Source organism: Mycobacterium sp. (assembly GCF_044342925.1).
Taxonomy (GTDB): domain Bacteria; phylum Actinomycetota; class Actinomycetes; order Mycobacteriales; family Mycobacteriaceae; genus Mycobacterium.
Genome location: NZ_JBIIOV010000064.1, coordinates 1 through 16,237, shown reverse-complemented (window position 1 = coordinate 16,237; position 16,237 = coordinate 1). Strand labels below are relative to the sequence as shown.

The following is a 16,237-nucleotide window of genomic DNA, read 5'->3' as shown; positions in this document are numbered from 1 at the left end:
CCAGACCCATGTCGTGGAAGAACGGCAGCCAGGACACTCCCCGGTCGGCTTCCTCGCCTTCGAGGGCCTCGATGACCTGAACGACGTTGGTGGCCAGGTTCAGGTGGGTGATCTGCACACCGGTCGGAATACGGGTCGACCCGGAGGTGTACTGCAGGTAGGCGATGGTCTCCTCGTTGACCGCATCGGGGATCTCCCACGTCGCGCCGACCTCATCGGGAATCGCGTCGACGGCGATGACGCGTGGACGCTCCTTGGCCGGCCGGGAGCGGAAGAACTTGCGGACACCCTCGGCGGCCTCGGTGGTGGTCAGGATCGCCGACGGTTGGCAGTCGTCCAGGACGGCATGCAGCCGGCCGACGTGTCCGGGCTCGGACGGGTCGAACAGCGGCACCGCGATCCGGCCGGAGTACAGGGTGCCGAAGAAGGCGACGAGATACTCCAGGTTCTGCGGGCACAGGATCGCCACCCGGTCGCCGGGCTCGGTGACCTGCTGCAGGCGGGCGCCCAGGGCGCGGTTGCGGGCGCCGAATTCATTCCAGCGCAGTTCGCGGACGACTCCGTCGCGTTCAGTGGAGAAATCCAGGAACCGGTACGCGGGCTTGTCGCCGCGGACCTTGGCCCACCGCTCGACGTGCTTGACCAGACTGGCGCCCTCGGGGAAGGTGATCCGTCCGTCCTTGATGAACGGGTTATGGAACGGCATACCACTCTCCTGTCAGAACGCATTGGGGCCGGTGGCGAACCTTCTCGGCCCGCCTAAGCCCCACAGATGGTACCGATAATCGGGCGGTCGCAGTCGGACCGGACCGGAACGTCGGATACCGCCATTCCGGCCACTTCATCTGGTCTTATTTTTTTCTTAAGTTTAGGGGTTCGGCCGACCGGAACCAAATCACCGCGCCGTCAGCTGTGCGGCGGACGCGGTGCGTTCTCGATCAGACCGCGAGCCCAGTTCAGTGCCCACACCGTGGCCGGCTGCCCGTCGACGTTCCAGAACTGCGGAGTGGCGTACATGGCGTGGATCGGCTGGCCGGCGCCGCTGGTCAGTACCTCCAGAGTGCGGGGCAGGTTGCCGATGTTGAACGCCGACTGGGGCGCCGAGCAGATCAGATCACCGGGGGCGCAGATCTGATTGGTGCGATTGTTCAGCGCGCCGAATCCGCCCGGCCGCTCGCCGCTCATGGTCAGTCCGAGGCTGGACAGTGCCGGCAGTTCCTTCAAGGTGACCTCGGCGCCCTGGCCGGGTGCCGCGGGGCCGACGTCCTGGCCGACGCCGGGCTGACGGCGGCCGTCGGCGATCAAGGTGACCCCGAGCACCAGGTCCTCATCGACCGGGCCGCGTCCGTTGCCGATGTCGCTGGCCAGATCGCCGGCGATCACCGCGCCCTGCGAGAAGCCGACGACCACGTAACTGGTCAGCGGGCAGCGGTTGTTCATCTCGGTCATAGCGCGCACCGTCGCCTGGGTGCCCTCGGTGCGGCTGTCGTTGTAGGACATCTGCTTGTCGGCCGACAGCGGGTTATGGAACTGCGCGGTATAGGGAACGGTGTAGACCTGCACCCGGTCCGGGCCGACCTGCTGCTGGATCGGCCGGCTCACGTTGAGCAGCAGGGCGATCGGGAACTGGCCCGGATTGAGCGGATCGTCGGTGGGCGACGACTCCCAGGTGCCCGGGATGACGACCATCTGCACGTCGGGGCAACTGGCGTCCTGCGAGGCGGGCCTGGGCTTCTTGCCCGGGGCGACGCTGGTCGGTGGAATGGCGCTCGGCGGAGTGGCGGTCGGCGGCGGACCGGGCCGGCGCACCATGATCACGATGATTGCAGCGACCAGACCGACCATCAGGGCGACCGCACCCGCGGCGACCAGCGCCAGGATACGGTGCCGACGACGCCGTTTCGGATCGGTCTTGGTCTTGCGCTTCGAGCTTGGCTTACCGCCGAACGACTTCCCGGTGTTGTTCCTGCCGGGTGTGTTGCGGGGGGTATTGCCGGGGTTGTTTCGGGTCATCGCTTAGCAGAGTCGTTGCTGGGCCACGCCGATGTACTGCCCGATGGCGTCATCGACATTGAGGTAGCCAACCGCGGGAGTGGAGGCCGTCGAGTCGGCGAGATCGCTGCGCACCATCGGTGCCACGGCGTCGCGCACCACCTGATCGCTCTGGCCGGCGGCACGCGCCTGGCAGACGTAGGCGCCGATGCTCAGCGCCCGCAGATCGTTGGACGGCCGCACGCCGGCCGCCAGTAGTCCGTCGAGGTAGGTGCGCTGCCCGGGCGTCAGGCTCGGCTTGCCGGCGAGCCGATCCGCCGACGCGCCAACGTCCAGCCCGGCGGCCTCGGTGGCCTGGGTGGACTGCTGGGACGGCAGCGCCACGCTGCTGATGATGTCACCGCCGCCGGACGAACAACCGGTCAACAGCCAGGCGGCGGGCGCCATGAAACCGGCCAACAGAAGCCGGTTCGGTGCCAGACCCAGCGGCCGCATGCGTTTGCTGGGCGCTGCGCTGTCCGGTCGATGCACGCTGTCCACAGTACCGGCTCGCCGGAAGTGCTCGACGCTGCTCGCAGACCGCTGATTCGGCTGGCCCGCGACGGACCTAGCCGAGCGTCGCAGCGATATCTCCAGCCATGGCCCCCAGTTGCCCGGCCCAGCTTCCCCAGTCGCTTCCGCCGCCGCCGGTGATGTCGAAGTGGCCGTTGCGCCCGCCCTGAGAGCGGTAGTGCGCGTAGAAGATGCGGTTGCTGCCCTGCGCCACGCTGCAGTCACCTCCGCCCATGGCGGCCGGGTCGCCGCAGGCGGCGGCCAACGGGCTGAACACCCACAGCCGGGTGTTGTTCTGCACCAGCAGGTTGACGTGGACGTTGGGGTCGCGGAACTTCCAGCGACCCAGTTGCGGGGCGCCCCACATGGCGTTGATATTGCCGCCGCCGCTGTTGATGGCGGTGGAGATCACGCCGTTGGTGGCGGTATCGGATGGGTTGAGGAAGCCCGACAGCGAACCGGCGTAGCCATAGCGGTTCGGGTGGAAAGCCGCCATGGTGACCGCGGCGGTCCCACCCTGCGACGCCCCGACGATGGCGTTCCCGCCGGGAGCCACACCCTTGTTGGCGGCCAACCAATTGGGCAGCTCGTCAGCGAGGAAGGTTTCCCACTGCTTGGCGCCGTCGGCCTCCCAGTTGGTGTACATGCTGTACGCACCGCCGGCCGGGGCGGCCACCGACAGCCCGCTGCCGGCGAGGGCGCCCATCGCGTTGCCCACCTTGACCCAGTTGCTGACGTCGGGAGCGGCGTTGAACGCGTCCAGCAGGACCACCGCGTGCGGGCCGCCGCCCTGGAAGGCCACCGGAATGTCGCGGCCCATCGCCGCCGACGGAACCATCAGGAACTCGGGGCCCGCGGCCGTCGCGCTGGGAGCGGTTGGGGCCACCGACGCCGTCGCGCCCCACAAACCCGCGGCCACGGCGGCAGCACTGACAACGCGAAACAGCTTGACCAGACTGCTCATTTCCACCTCACGTCGAGTGTTTCGAGTAGTGAATCACACCGCCCATGCAGCAGCTTCGGGATTGGCGCGCGTCAGTTACCCGGGGCCGGGGCTTCCGCCGCGGCCGGCTCGGCCGCAGCCGCCGGCGCGGCGCCCGGAGGGGGCGGGGACGGCTGGGGCGTGGCGCCCAGCACCCGCTGAATGTCGGGCTTCATCTGCTGAACCTGCTGACCCCAGTACCCCCAGCTGTGGGTGCCGTTGGCGGGGAAGTTGAACACGCCGTTGCGACCGCCGGCCGCCAGGTAGTTGTCGCGGAAGGTCTTGTTGGTCCGCAGCGTGAACCCTTCCAGGAACTTTGCATTGAGCAGGTTGCCCGCGCTGGCGCCGGCATCGAGGTCGGACTGCTTGCCGTCGCCGCAATACACCCAGACCCGGGTGCTGTTGGCGACCAGCCGGCCGATGTTGACCATCGGATCGTTGCGCTTCCAGGTGGCGTTGCCGGCCGGACCCCACATGTCCTTGGCATCGAAGCCGCCGGCGTCGCCCATGGCCAGGCCGACCAACTTCGGCCACCAGCCCTCGGAGAGGTTCAGGAAGCCCGACAGCGCCGCCGCGTAGGTGAACTGCTGCGGGTGCCAGATCGCCAGTGTCAGCGCCGCCGAACCTGCCATCGACAGGCCGACCGCCGCGCTGCCGGTGGGCTTGACCTGACGGTTGGCCGCCAACCAGCCGGGCAGCTCACTGGTGAGGAAGGTCTCCCACTTATAGGTGGTACAGCCGGCCTTGCCGCACGCCGGCTGGTACCAGTCGCTGTAGAAGCTGGACTGCCCGCCGACCGGCATGACCATCGACAGGCCGGAGTCCACGTACCACTCGAAGGCCGGGGTATTGATGTCCCACCCGCTGAAATCCTCCTGCGCGCGCAGTCCATCGAGCATGTAGACCGCCGGGGAGTTGGCGCCACCGCTCTGGAACTGGACCCGGATGTTGCGGCCCATCGCGGGCGAGGGGACGTCCAGGTACTCCACCGGCAGACCGGGCCGGGAGAACGCCGACGCCGTCGCCGAGCCGCCGGTAACGCCGATCAGTCCCGGCAGCATCGCCGCGACGCCCGCGACGACGCTCACACGACGCATCCAGGTGCCCCGCGCCTTCTCAACGAACCTCATGCAGCTACCCGTCCTCGTGTCGGTTGATTTCCGCGCCGCGTGCGGACTGACCCACACACCGCGGCGCCTCGGTAGTGAACCACAAATGAGCCGTCGCGCTTGAATCGTCGCCGGCGGCGGGACCGGCGCAGCTAACTCCAGCCCGAGCCTGCTACGGACCGGTGGCGGGCAGCCCGGCGTAGGGCGGCTTCTCCTTCAGCGGCTCGGGCAGCCCGCAGCGCAACAGCTCGTAGCGGGGCACCCGGTCGAGCCGGTAACGGGTGAACTCCAGTGCCCGGTTGATGTTGCCGATGAACCGCGGCCGGGTCATCGGATCGCGGATGGACTCAAGCATCTCCACGGTGTCCGGGCAGCCCAGCGCGACCCCGGCCTCCTCGATCCAGCCCTCGTCGAGGTACTCGGGAATCCATGGCCGTTCCTTGAGCCACGGCCCCTCGGCGACCGCCCAGTCCGGGAACAGGTTCTTGTCGTGCCCGATGCGGCCGTCTTCCAGGCGGGCGGTGTGTGCGGCGATCGGGTTGGCCAGACCGATCTGGTCGATCACCCGGGTGTTCAATCCGACGTTCATGCCCAGCATGCCGAGATTGGTGAAAAAAACTGTGTGGGAGGCATTCTGGCGACGCCATTCCGCTTCCGACATTCCTGGCGGCGGTGGCCCGGTCGGGGGCTTCTGCGGAACCACATCCCAGACGTCCCAGTTGCCCGACGGCAGCAGCAGCGCGCCGTCGGGGGTGTTGTTGATCGCCACCAGCACCGCCCGCATGCGCGGATAGTCGAGGTAGTCCGCGGCGGTCAGCGGGTGGGCGTGGCCGGTGGCCTGGGAGTAGAACCGCCGTTCGTCGACGATCCCGCTGTAGGTCACCCGAGTGGCGTCACGCCCCATGCCGGGGGAGTTGGCGGCCCACAGCGCCCAGCCGGCCACCGCCAGCCACAGACCGGCGGTCGCGGCACGCAAGATGTCGGCCCGCTCCCAGCTCTCCGGACGGGTGAACCACCGCCCGGCCGGGACGATGACGGGAATCACCGCGATCGGGGCAAGCATGCAGAACAGCGGCGCCAGCAAAACCCGGCCGTGCATGAAATCGCCGCCCTGACGAATCCAGTACAGGGCCTGCACCGCGCCGCTGAGAACCATGAACGCGACCACCGCCGCCGGGCTCTGCACCCGCTCGGCCAGACCCCGCCGCGGCCCTGTCGCGACTGGCGCCCAATTGCTCGCCTCGCTGGCGCTCGGCATCGGCGAGGACCGGGTCCGCGCGGCCAGCAGCACCGCGGCCAGCCCGACCAGCAGCACCGCCGGTAGCCACAACGCGTAGGGACCGGTCAGGTTCTGCAGATAGATCATTCCCTGGCCCCACTTGCTGCCGGAGGCGTCCTTGGCCAGCGCCGTCTGTGGGACCAGCAGGGCGTAGTAGCCCATCCGGAAGATCTGGTAGGCCACCGGCAGCAGACCGCCGACGACGACGATCAGTGCCCGCCGGCCCCAGCCGGGTTCGGCGACCAGCATCATCAGCAGCGCCACCCCGCCGATCAGCGCCAACTCCGGACGGACCAGCACGCTCAACCCGGCGACGAACGCGCATGAGGCGAGGAACCTTGCGCGTGGAGCCGGCGATTGCGCCCAGCAGACCATCATCCACCACAGCCCGCCCAGCCAGGCCGTCACCAGCCCGTTCTCCAAGCCGGAGGTGGCGAAGTCACGAGCCGGCGGTACCGCGATGTAGACCAGCACCCCGGCCGGCAGGATCAGCGCCCGCCGACCGCCCAGCGTGGGAGCCCACAGCCGGGCGGTGCCCAGCATGACCATCGCCACGCCGGCCACGCTGAGCAGTAGCGCGAGCGCCAGCGCCACGTACTCCAGCCGCAGTGGCCCGCCCAGCAGGCTGCCGGCGTAAACCAAGTAGGTCCAGGCGGTGGAAGTGTTGGACTCGACCCGTTCGCCGGCGTTGAACACCGGGCCGTTGCCGGCCAGCAGGTTACGGATGGTGCGCAGCACGATCAGGCCGTCGTCGGCGATCCAGCGGCGCTCCCAGACGCCCCAGGCCCACAACGCCGACACCACCGCGACGGTCACCCAGAGGCTGAGCCGGGTCAGCGGGGTGAACCGGAAGGCGGGCCGTCTAACTGAGAAGGGCGGCGGCAATGACGGTTCCGATCCAGGCCAGGGCCAGCAGTTGCAGGACGCGGTCGCGCAGCGCGATCTCCTCCGGCTCCCCGGCCATACCGCCGTCGACGTCGACCGCGTAGCGCAGGATGGCGACGGTGAACGGGATCATCGAGATGACGAACCACGACCCGGTGTTGCCGTCACGTTCGAACGCCCACAACCCGTAGCAGAGCACGACGGCGGTCGCCGAGAGTGTCCAGACGAAGGTCAGATAGGTGCTGGTGTAGCTCTCCAGCGACTTGCGGATCTTGGCGCCGGTGCGCTCGGCGAGTTGCAGTTCGGCGTAGCGCTTGCCGGCGGCCATGAACAGCGACCCGAAGGCCATCACCAGCAGGAACCACTGCGACAACGGGATTCCGCCGGCGACTCCACCGGCGATGGCCCGGATCAGGAAGCCCGACGACAGGATGCAGATGTCCAGCACCGCCTGGTGCTTGAGCCCGAAGCAGTACGCCAGTTGGATCACCAGGTAGACCGCCATCACCACCGCGAGGTGCGGGGTGACCCACCACGAGATGGCCAGGCTCACCACCGCCAGCCCGGCGGCGATCCCGTAGGCCATTCCGACCGGCAGCACGCCCGCGGCGATCGGCCGGAACTGTTTGGTCGGATGCTCGCGGTCGGCCTCGACGTCGCGGGCGTCGTTGACCAGGTAGATCGAGGAGGCGGCCATGCAGAACACCACGAACGCGATGGCCACCTTGTAGAGCACGTCGTAACCGAAGTGGGCGCCACCGCCCAGTGCTGCCAGCGGGGCGGCGAACACCAGCAGGTTCTTCACCCACTGCCGGGGCCGGACGGCCTTCACGATGCCGGTGAGCAGGTTGCTCGGCGGGCCGGTGACCGCTGTCTTGCTCATGGTCATTCGCTTCCCTTCTTGCCACCGAGACGGGCGGTGGTCCCGGCAACCGCTGCACCCACGGCCATCCCTGCGAGCACGTCGGTCGGGTAGTGCACGCCGAGCACCAGCCGCGACAGCGCCATCAGCGGCACCGCCAGCAGTGGGAGCGGCGACCGGGTGGCCCGGCACAGCAGCATAGCGGCGGCGGTGCTGGAGGTCGCGTGCGCCGACGGGAAGCTCAGCGCGCTGGGGGTTCCGACGTTGACCGCGATGTCGGGGTGGTGCGGCCGGCGGCGGCGCACCGCCAGTTTGATGACGATGGCGGCCCCGTGCGCGGCCACCGCCCCGACACCGACCAGCAGCCAATCCCGCCGACGGCGCGGTGAGACCGCCGCCCCGAGCAGCGACAGCGCGATCCAGCCGGCCGCATGCTCACCGAAGTGCGACATGCCGCGGGCGACGCCGACCACCTCCGGCGCCCCCAGCGCCGACTGCACGCTGACAAGGGCCGCGACTTCACCGCTGCGCTCGGCGGCCTCAGGCATTGATCGCAGCCTGGTCCAGCAGCACCGTCTCCCACTTGCGGGGGCTGGACAGCTCCGGCAGCGCCTCCCGGTAGACCCGGCGCATCTGGTCGTACTTGCGGGCCAACCGGATGTGTTGGCGCACCGAGGTTTTGAGCAGGTCGAGCATTTTCTCCCGGTCACGCTGCCGATAGACCACGCCGCGGCCGTCGGCCGTCGTCACCGTCACCCCGTCGACGTTGCACAGCAAGAACCAGCGGGCGTCCTGGGTGGCGACGTTGAGCTGCGGTCGCTCGTGGTGGGCAGGGTCGGCCTCGCGCAGCTGGTGGATGAGGCCGCGGGCCAGCCGGATTCCGATGACCGGCAGCATCGCCGGCGGCTTGTGCACCTTGGTCCGCCCGCTGGGCGCCGGCAGCGACGTCGCGCCGGGCAGTACCACCGCGTCGGGGTACTGCTGGCGCAGCGCGCGCACGTCGGGCAGGGCGGACTCCAGGATCGAGAAGATGTGATCGGGCCCGGCGAGGAAGTCGTCGATTGCTTTGTTCTGGATGGCGACCGTCGAATACTCAAGGCACAGAAGGTGTTTGATGGTGGCCTTCATCGAGCTCTTGATCAGGCCCTTCACCGGTGCGTCCCAGTGCAGCGCCGAAACCACCAACCGGTTACGCAGGTGGAAGTAGGCCTGCCAGTCGATGGCGTCGTCCTTGTCGCTCCAGGCCATGTGCCAGATCGCGATTCCCGGCATCGTCACGGTCGGGTAGCCGTGCTCGCCGGCCCGCAGGCCGTAGTCGGCGTCGTCCCACTTGATGAACAGTGGCAGCGGCTGGCCGAGTTCCTCGGCGACCCGGCGCGGGATCATGCACATCCACCAGCCGTTGTAGTCGACGTCGATGCGTCGGTGCAGCAGCTTGGAGCGGACGTCCTCGTCGTCGCCGGTCGGAGCCTTGGCGACATCCAAGGGGTATTTGGCGAAGTCGTGGTCGTACTCGGTGTGCGGGGCGTTGGTCCACATGAAGTTGGCGCGGTTGACGATCTCGCCCATCACGTGCAGGTGGGACGGCTCCTGCAGGTTGAGCATCTGCCCGCCGATGAGGGTGGGGGTCTTGGCGAACCGGTTGAGCGCCAGCGCCCGCAGGATGGAGTCCGGCTCGATGCGGATGTCGTCATCCATGAACAGGATCTGCTCGCAGTCGGTGTTGCGCAGCGCCTCCAGCATTACCCGGCTATAGCCGCCGGAACCGCCGAGGTTGGGTTGGTTGTACACCGACAGCCGTCCACTCAGCGCGGCAGCGGCCTCGGCGAAGCCGGGATGGTCGGCGGCTTTGTCGGTGCCCTGGTCGGCCACGATCACCGCGCCGATCACCTGGTCGACCAGCGGGTCCGACGTCAGTGCTTTCAGCGCGTTGACGCAGTCCTCTGGCCGGTTGAAGGTGGGGATGCCCACGGTGATGTCGGCTCGGCCCGGCGCGGGCACCGGGGCGTACCAGGCGGCGCTGTGCACGATGGTCTTGGTGTCGGTGGTGATGTCGAACCAGATCCACCCACCATCCTCGAACGGCGCCAGTTCGACTTCGAATTCGGCTGCGGCCGGGGCGTTTCCGTCGCTGATGATCTCGGTGCCACCGACGCTGATCCGGGCGCCGGTGGCCTTGGACCGGTAGACGTCGACCCGGGCTGAGCCGGTGAGTTCCACCCGCAGCACCACCGAGGTCAGGGTGGACCAGCGCCGCCAGTAGCTGGCCGGGAAGGCGTTGAAGTAGGTGGCGAAGGACACCTCGGACTCCGCGCCGATCTGCAGGGTGGTGCGGGTGGTGGCGTGCGCCCTGCGGGCGTTGGTGTCGGACTCTTCGATGTAGAGCTTGCGCACGTCCAGCGGTTCGCCCGGGCGCGGCAGGATGATCCGTTGCAGCAGGCTCACCGCGCGGGACTCGCCGGCTGTGATCGGTCCGGACGGGATGTCACTCATGCTGTGCCGCTTTCGTCGTTCGTCAGCGGCGCACCGTCGCGCAGGTGCGGCGCCAAGATGTTGTCGTACATGCCGAGCGCGCTGGCGATCGCCATATGCATGTCCAGGTATTGGTAAGTGCCCAGGCGGCCGCCGAACAGCACGCCCGCCGTCGCCGTTTCAGCTTTGGCGCGGGCCCGGTAGGCGGCCAGCACCGCCCGGTCGGAGTCGGTGTTGATCGGGTAGTACGGCTCGTCATCGGCCTCGGCGAACCGCGAGTACTCCCGCATGATCACGGTCTTGTCGTGCGGGTAGTCGCGCTCGGGGTGGAAGTGACGGAACTCGTGGATACGGGTGTAGGGCACGTCGCGGTCGTTGTAGTTCATCACCGGGGTGCCCTGGAAATCACCGGTCGGCAACACCTCGACCTCGAAATCCAAAGTGCGCCAGCCCAGCCGGCCCTCGGCGTAGTCGAAATAGCGGTCCAGCGGACCGGTATAGACAATCGGGGCCTGCGGGCTGGCGGCCCGCAGCTCGTCGCGCACGTCGAACCAGTCGGTGTCCAAGCGCACCTCGATACGGTCGTCGGCGGCCATGTTCTCCAGCCACGCGGTGTAGCCGTCGACGGGCAGGCCCTCGTAGGTGTCGTTGAAATAGCGGTTGTCGAAGGTGTAACGCACCGGCAGCCGGCTGATCACCGAGGCGGGCAGTTCCTTGGGATCGGTCTGCCACTGCTTGGCGGTGTAACCCTTGACGAAGGCCTCGTAGAGCGGCCGGCCAATCAGCGAGATGGCCTTCTCCTCCAGATTCTGGGCCTCGGCGGTGTCGATCTCGGAAGCCTGTTCAGCGATCAGCGCGCGGGCTTCCTCGGGGCTGTAGTAGCGGCCGAAGAACTGAGCGACCAGACCCAGACCCATCGGGAACTGGTAGGCCTGCCCGTCGTACATCGCGAAGACCCGGTGCTGGTAGTCGGTGAAGTCGGTGAACTGGCGAACGTAGTCCCACACCCGGGCGTTCGAGGTGTGAAACAGGTGCGCGCCGTAGCGGTGGATCTCGATGCCGGTTTGCGGCTCGGGCTCGGAGTAGGCGTTGCCGCCGATGTGCGGACGGCGTTCGACCACGAGCACGCGCTTGCCGAGTTGGGTGGCCACCCGCTCGGCGATCGTCAGACCGAAGAAGCCGGAGCCGACGACGAAGAGGTCACAACGGGCGGCGGACATCACGGCCAAGGTTATCCGACGTGGCTGCGCCCACCGTGCCGCGCAACTCGGATGACCGCGAGAAATGTCCGTCTCGGGTGCGTTTCCCGGCAATCACGCTGGGTCGCGATTGGCTCACGATTGCGCATCGTCACTCCAGTAACAGCAGCCTCACTCGTAGCATCGGTTTCGTCGGCTTCGGAACACATTCCGACGCTGTTCGTAGATCAGAAAGAGGAGACTCCCGTGCCTAACCAACGTCGACGCAAGTTCTCGACAGCCATGAGCGCGGTGGCCGCCCTAGCCGTGGCCAGCCCGTTCGCGGTCATCGGCGTCATCGAACTGACTTCCACCACCGCCGCACCCGAGCAGCGGGAATTCACCCAGGCGGCGGTGGTCACCGACCTGCCGAACGAGATCCTGTCCGCGCTGCAGGCAGGCCTGTCGCAGTTCGGCATCACCCTGCCGCCGCTGCCGACCGGCCTGAGCCCGGCCGGCGCCCAGCCGGTGCAGGCCGGCCCGCTGTCGCCCGCCCTCACGACGCCGGGCCTGACGACGACGCCGAGCCTGGCCACCCCCGGTCTGACCACACCCGGTCTGACCACCCCCGGCCTCACTACCCCGAGCCTGGCCACGCCCGGTCTGACCACGCCGAGCCTGGCCACCCCCGGCCTCACCACGCCGAGCCTGGCCACCCCCGATCTGACCACGCCCGGTCTGACCATGCCAGGTCTGACCACCCCCGGCGCCGACCCGGCCGCGGCGCTGCCGTCGCTGACCGATCCCGCTCTGACCAACCCGGGCCTGACAGCTCCCCAGATCGGCCTGGACCCGGCGCTGACCGCCCCCAGTGGGATCGGCCTGCCGGCCACGTCCCCGCTCACCTCCCCGCTGGCGCCGGCGGCCGGCACCTACCCGATCCTGGGTGATCCGTTGACCGGGCTGCCCGCCGCGCCGGCACCCTCCGGCGGCATCATCAGCGACATGGCCAGCGCGGCCAATCAGCTGGGTGTGGGCCAGGCGGTCGATCTGCTGAAGGGCATCGTGGTGCCCGGTATCACCCAGGCGATCCAGAACGCGGGCGCGGCTGCGGCGCAGGCCCCGGCCGTGGCCGCCGCCCCGGCGATCGAGGCGGCCGCCGCGCTCCCCGCCGGCTGACCGCCGGCAGACCTGCAACAGAAACGGCACCGCAGGGTGGGTATCCCCCTGCGGTGCCGTTGCGTTCCCACAAGCCCCTTCTTACTCAGCCATTGCTCCTTTCTCAATAGTTACATTTCGCCCGTGTCGTAACGCTGGCACCAGTGGTCGCATACGTAACATTCGCGATGTGTCCGCCCGGCGTCGTCCCGCACCGACGATCCTCTTCACCGCCATCGCGGCGACCGTCGTGCTGACACCGCTGGCCATCAACGGACTGCCCGACCGGCACGACCGGGTACACGCCGAGGACACCGTGCTGGTGCAGCAGCCGTTGGCCGGCGTCGGTGGCGGCGAGACCATCCGAGAGATCACTCAACCCACACCGTTTTCCATGGTGGCGCTGACCGGTACCGACCTGAACGCGACGACCGTGCGGATCCGCGCCAAGCAGCCGGACGGTTCATGGGGCCGGTGGTACGAAAGCGAGTCGCTGTCCGACATCAGCGAGCAGGGCTCGCCGATCAGTGGCACCGATCCGGTGTACGTCGGCAACACCACCGCCGTGCAGATCGCGGTGACCCGGCCGCACGACGCCCCGGTGACCGTCGCCCCGCCGGAGAGCGGGCTGGACGCCGGGCGTGACCTCGGTTACCTGCCCGCCAACGCCGAGCAGCCGCTGACCCAGAACATGTCGGCGATCCTGATCACCGCCCCGAAGTCGCCGGTGGACCGGCAATTGCCCGCGCCGACGGCCAATTTGGCGCCGGGGCAGCCGCCGAACATCATCAGCCGCGCCGAGTGGGGTGCGGGTTCGGGAATGCGTTGCGGTGGGCCGTACTACGGCGACGGGCTGCGTGCGGCCGTGGTGCACCACACCGCCACCGGTAACGACTACGCGCCCGAGGACACCGCGGCGATCATGCGGTCGATCTACGCCTATCACACGGTGACGCTGGGCTGGTGCGACATCGCCTACAACGCCCTGGTGGACAATTACGGCCGGGTCTTCGAGGGCCGGGCCGGCGGAATCACCAAGGACGTCATGGGTTCTCACACCGGCGGCTTCAACAAAGACGTGTGGGGTGTGGCGATGATCGGCGACTTCGAAGACGTGGCTCCGGGCGACGTGATGGTCAAGACCGTGGGCCGGCTGCTCGGCTGGCGGTTGGGCCTGGACAAGGTCGACCCCAAAGGCACGGTGAACCTAGTCTCCGCCGGCGGGCAGCACACCGTGGTGCCCGGCGGCCGCTCCGTCACCCTGCCGGAGATCTTCGCCCACCGCGACGTCGGCAACACCGACTGCCCGGGCACCGCCGGTTACGCGATGCTCGACGAAATCCGCAGGCTGGCAGCAGCATTCAACGCTCCACCCGATGCCACCGAGACGCTGGAGGGCGGGGCGATCCTGGCCCGCTGGCGGGACGACCCCGGGGTGGCCCGGGCGCTGGGCGCGCCCACCTCCCCGGAGGCCGGCGGTGACGGCACCGCGCGCTATGCGACCTTCGAGCGCGGGGCGATGTACTGGTCACCGCAGACTGGGGCGCAGCCGCTGACCGGTGCGATCTATCAGGCGTGGGGGTCGCTGGGCTTTGAGCGCGGAGCTCTGGGTCTGCCGACCAGCGCAGAGATCGCCGAGCCGCAATGGATCGTGCAGAACTTCGCGCACGGCACCCTGAACTTCGACCGGCAGACCCACAACGTACTGCGGGTGATCGACGGCGTGACCCTGGTGCTGCCACCCCCATCGGCCGACCCGCCGGTGCAGCTGGAGCGGTTCAGCCGAGTGGGCTGAGGCTTTCGCGGCGAGTGTAAGGCCTATGCACGGACTCGGCTGTTTCGTCTACGTAGGCCGCACACTGGCCGCTCACAGTCGCAGCGGGACGTGCTTCTCCGCGCACGCATCGGCCACCGCCGCGGTGACATCCTGGGTGCGCAGGGTCTCCAGATCCGCGATGGTGACCGAGCCGTGGTCGGTGCGGTTCTGCGCAGCGACCCGCGAATCACGAAGTCGCTCAGCACGTTCCACCACATTGCGGGCGAAGCGGCCGTTCTGCATGAGGTCGATGCCGTGGGTTCCGTCCGGCGCTCGGTAGGCGCGCAGCTCGCGGCAGGCGGCGTTCAGGGCGGTGCGGGCGTCGGCGTCCAGCACCGTCGCCCGTGGACCGCCGTATCGGACGGCGATCTCGACGATGTCGTCCGGGTGATAGGACTCGAATCGCAGCTTGCGGTTGAACCGGCCGGCAAGGCCCGGATTGACCTTCAGGAACTCATCGACCTCGTGCTCGTATCCCGCTCCGATGAAACAGAAGTCGAAGCGGTGCACCTCCAGCGCGACGAGCAGCTGGTTGACGAGGTTCAACGGCACGGGCGGTGCCCTCGCTGCACTGTCATATGAGTTCTCCCCCGTACCGGGCCTGATAGTCGTCCTCGACCTCGGTGCGCAGGGCTGCGAAGGCGAGGTTCATGCGTTCGGCGAGTTCGCCGTGGGTGTAGAGGGTGGTGACGCTGGGGTGGAGCGTGAGGTTGACGAGTTTGCCGTCCGAGTCTGCAGTCGCCGCGATATCGCCCATGTCGACGCTGTAGGTGACGGTCTCAGCCTGTGCGACGAGGGCCTCCCAACGTTCGGCGGCCTCCGCCAGATCACGCAGCACCGAGTCGACGAGTTCCCTCTCGCTAAGCCAGGACCTACCGGTTGCCCCCTCCATGCCGACAGTATGTCGAGCCGCTTTAGCTGGGTCAATTCGCTTAGCGCGTAGCTGTGCACCTAGTGCAGCAAGGCTCGCTGGCAACCTCGGTAGGAACGGGAGTGATTCGCCAACGTGCCCGGAAAATAGGGTTCACTTTTTCCGCCGCGCTGCCCCACCAGCAGCGCGCGCACGGTCGCGACCGCCTGATCTGTTTCTTTGCTCATTCACAAAACTCAGCGCATGTCTACACGGCGCAGGAGGGGGGCAGCCGTTGGATCGCTTACACCGGCTGGTTTGGGTCTCTACGGCCCACCCCTGCAAGGACGCAAACGTAGGTTTGACGGATCACGATCCGCGTAAGACCGGTGCACTCTGGCCACTTCGCGGTCGCGTTCGTGGACCGGGGCGAAATAGGACAGTGCTGTGTCGCACTCTTCGCTGCTCGTCACTTCGATCTTGCGCATGTCGTCGCGGAAGGCGAGGTAGCTCTGCACGTCTCCAATTCCGTTCATTGCATGCAATATCAACACCCAGGCATGCAGATCGGCGACCGCGATCCGCGCGGTATCGGCGTTCTCCGTCACGTACCGCAGCATTCGGGGATCACCGAGCGAGCTGCTGTAGGGGCCGACAATCGCAGACGGAGTTGCCGGTAGACGTCGCCCACTTGCTTTCAAGGAGCTAGCAGCAGCACTGAGCGGGGTACCGGATGGTCATCGACGTAGTCCGCGTCAGAAACTGCCGCCCCGGCATCGCCTCCACAGACAGCGCCAGTTCCTCCTCGACGAATGAACCGCGCAACAGCAGCTGCCGAAAACTCCTCGGCGTCTGGCGGCAGAGGCGCCGGAATACCCGTAATCGAATGCCCCGCCAGCTTCAACGAGATCTCGCCGAGCGATCTCGCCCATATAAGCCTTGTGGTGCCTACCGATCTCGGCGGGTATAAACGGCAAGATTGCATCGTCGTGCATGCTCAGCCCTCACTTTAAGAACTCTTCTCCGGCTGCATCGTCTATCACCGAACAAACGTTGCCCGTCGTGGTTTGATTTTTCGCAGGCCGGGAAATCTCCCCCGCAT

14 protein-coding genes and 1 pseudogene are annotated in these 16,237 nt (G+C 67.9%); 2 read left to right on the top strand and 13 right to left on the bottom strand.

The genetic code is table 11. From position 1 onward, the window contains the following. The 10 genes from ADBZ6I_RS08810 to glf all read right to left on the bottom strand — a co-directional run. A partial coding sequence (locus ADBZ6I_RS08810; protein WP_526382901.1) for an AMP-binding protein occupies positions 1 to 706 on the bottom strand: 706 nt, incomplete at its 3' end. 200 nt (positions 707 to 906) lie between these two features. Beyond that, positions 907 to 2,013: a carboxylesterase Culp6 gene (gene culp6, locus ADBZ6I_RS08805; protein ID WP_526382899.1), complete on the bottom strand. Its 1,107-nt coding sequence runs from the start codon at positions 2,011 to 2,013 to the stop codon at positions 907 to 909. Positions 2,014 to 2,016: 3 nt separating this feature from the next. Next, positions 2,017 to 2,523, bottom strand: coding sequence for a DUF732 domain-containing protein (locus ADBZ6I_RS08800; protein WP_526382897.1), 507 nt, complete (start codon positions 2,521 to 2,523; stop codon positions 2,017 to 2,019). A 76-nt stretch (positions 2,524 to 2,599) separates the two neighbouring features. Continuing rightward, positions 2,600 to 3,508, bottom strand: coding sequence for an alpha/beta hydrolase (locus tag ADBZ6I_RS08795; protein WP_526382895.1), 909 nt, complete (start codon positions 3,506 to 3,508; stop codon positions 2,600 to 2,602). Positions 3,509 to 3,579: 71 nt separating this feature from the next. After that, entirely contained in the window at positions 3,580 to 4,656 is a 1,077-nt protein-coding gene (locus ADBZ6I_RS08790; protein WP_526382893.1) for an alpha/beta hydrolase, read from the bottom strand. 151 nt (positions 4,657 to 4,807) lie between these two features. Continuing rightward, a complete protein-coding gene (gene aftB / locus ADBZ6I_RS08785) occupies positions 4,808 to 6,799 on the bottom strand; it encodes a terminal beta-(1->2)-arabinofuranosyltransferase (protein ID WP_526382891.1) in 1,992 nt (663 codons plus the stop codon). Beyond that, on the bottom strand, positions 6,777 to 7,682 hold the full coding sequence (locus ADBZ6I_RS08780; RefSeq protein WP_526382889.1) for a decaprenyl-phosphate phosphoribosyltransferase: 906 nt from the start codon (positions 7,680 to 7,682) through the stop codon (positions 6,777 to 6,779). The genes aftB and ADBZ6I_RS08780 overlap by 23 nt, the downstream gene beginning before the upstream one ends. Before the next feature lie 2 nt (positions 7,683 to 7,684). After that, entirely contained in the window at positions 7,685 to 8,209 is a 525-nt protein-coding gene (locus tag ADBZ6I_RS08775; RefSeq protein ID WP_526382887.1) for a phosphatase PAP2 family protein, read from the bottom strand. After that, positions 8,202 to 10,154 carry a glycosyltransferase family 2 protein gene (locus ADBZ6I_RS08770; RefSeq protein WP_526382885.1) on the bottom strand — a complete coding sequence of 651 codons (1,953 nt, stop codon included), beginning with the start codon at positions 10,152 to 10,154 and terminating at the stop codon, positions 8,202 to 8,204. Before ADBZ6I_RS08770 ends, ADBZ6I_RS08775 begins: the two co-directional genes overlap by 8 nt. Continuing rightward, on the bottom strand, positions 10,151 to 11,353 hold the full coding sequence (glf, locus tag ADBZ6I_RS08765; protein ID WP_526382883.1) for a UDP-galactopyranose mutase: 1,203 nt from the start codon (positions 11,351 to 11,353) through the stop codon (positions 10,151 to 10,153). Before glf ends, ADBZ6I_RS08770 begins: the two co-directional genes overlap by 4 nt. A gap of 225 nt (positions 11,354 to 11,578) precedes the next feature. Here glf and ADBZ6I_RS08760 point away from each other — a divergent pair, with 225 nt between their 5' ends. After that, positions 11,579 to 12,490 carry a hypothetical protein gene (locus tag ADBZ6I_RS08760; protein ID WP_526382881.1) on the top strand — a complete coding sequence of 304 codons (912 nt, stop codon included), beginning with the start codon at positions 11,579 to 11,581 and terminating at the stop codon, positions 12,488 to 12,490. A gap of 169 nt (positions 12,491 to 12,659) precedes the next feature. Continuing rightward, positions 12,660 to 14,264 carry an N-acetylmuramoyl-L-alanine amidase gene (locus ADBZ6I_RS08755; protein ID WP_526382879.1) on the top strand — a complete coding sequence of 535 codons (1,605 nt, stop codon included), beginning with the start codon at positions 12,660 to 12,662 and terminating at the stop codon, positions 14,262 to 14,264. Positions 14,265 to 14,336: 72 nt separating this feature from the next. Here the strand turns inward: ADBZ6I_RS08755 and ADBZ6I_RS08750 are convergent. The 3 genes and pseudogenes from ADBZ6I_RS08750 to ADBZ6I_RS08740 all read right to left on the bottom strand — a co-directional run. Continuing rightward, positions 14,337 to 14,837 (bottom strand): annotated as a pseudogene (locus ADBZ6I_RS08750) (P-loop NTPase family protein); the annotation flags it as partial. A gap of 22 nt (positions 14,838 to 14,859) precedes the next feature. Further along, complete coding sequence (locus tag ADBZ6I_RS08745) at positions 14,860 to 15,177, bottom strand: DUF2710 family protein (protein ID WP_313673464.1); 318 nt, start codon at positions 15,175 to 15,177, stop codon at positions 14,860 to 14,862. A gap of 284 nt (positions 15,178 to 15,461) precedes the next feature. After that, entirely contained in the window at positions 15,462 to 15,743 is a 282-nt protein-coding gene (locus ADBZ6I_RS08740; RefSeq protein WP_313673465.1) for a hypothetical protein, read from the bottom strand. Positions 15,744 to 16,237: the final 494 nt, after the last annotated feature.

What these genes read in the sequence shown, in the direction of transcription:
- culp6 (WP_526382899.1), bottom strand. Translation starts at nt 2,013, where the DNA reads ATGACCCGAAACAACCCCGGCAATACCCCCCGCAACACACCCGGCAGG.
- ADBZ6I_RS08795 (WP_526382895.1), bottom strand. Translation starts at nt 3,508, where the DNA reads ATGAGCAGTCTGGTCAAGCTGTTTCGCGTTGTCAGTGCTGCCGCCGTG.
- ADBZ6I_RS08790 (WP_526382893.1), bottom strand. Translation starts at nt 4,656, where the DNA reads ATGAGGTTCGTTGAGAAGGCGCGGGGCACCTGGATGCGTCGTGTGAGC.
- ADBZ6I_RS08780 (WP_526382889.1), bottom strand. Translation starts at nt 7,682, where the DNA reads ATGAGCAAGACAGCGGTCACCGGCCCGCCGAGCAACCTGCTCACCGGC.
- ADBZ6I_RS08775 (WP_526382887.1), bottom strand. Translation starts at nt 8,209, where the DNA reads ATGCCTGAGGCCGCCGAGCGCAGCGGTGAAGTCGCGGCCCTTGTCAGC.
- ADBZ6I_RS08770 (WP_526382885.1), bottom strand. Translation starts at nt 10,154, where the DNA reads ATGAGTGACATCCCGTCCGGACCGATCACAGCCGGCGAGTCCCGCGCG.
- glf (WP_526382883.1), bottom strand. Translation starts at nt 11,353, where the DNA reads ATGTCCGCCGCCCGTTGTGACCTCTTCGTCGTCGGCTCCGGCTTCTTC.
- ADBZ6I_RS08745 (WP_313673464.1), bottom strand. Translation starts at nt 15,177, where the DNA reads ATGGAGGGGGCAACCGGTAGGTCCTGGCTTAGCGAGAGGGAACTCGTC.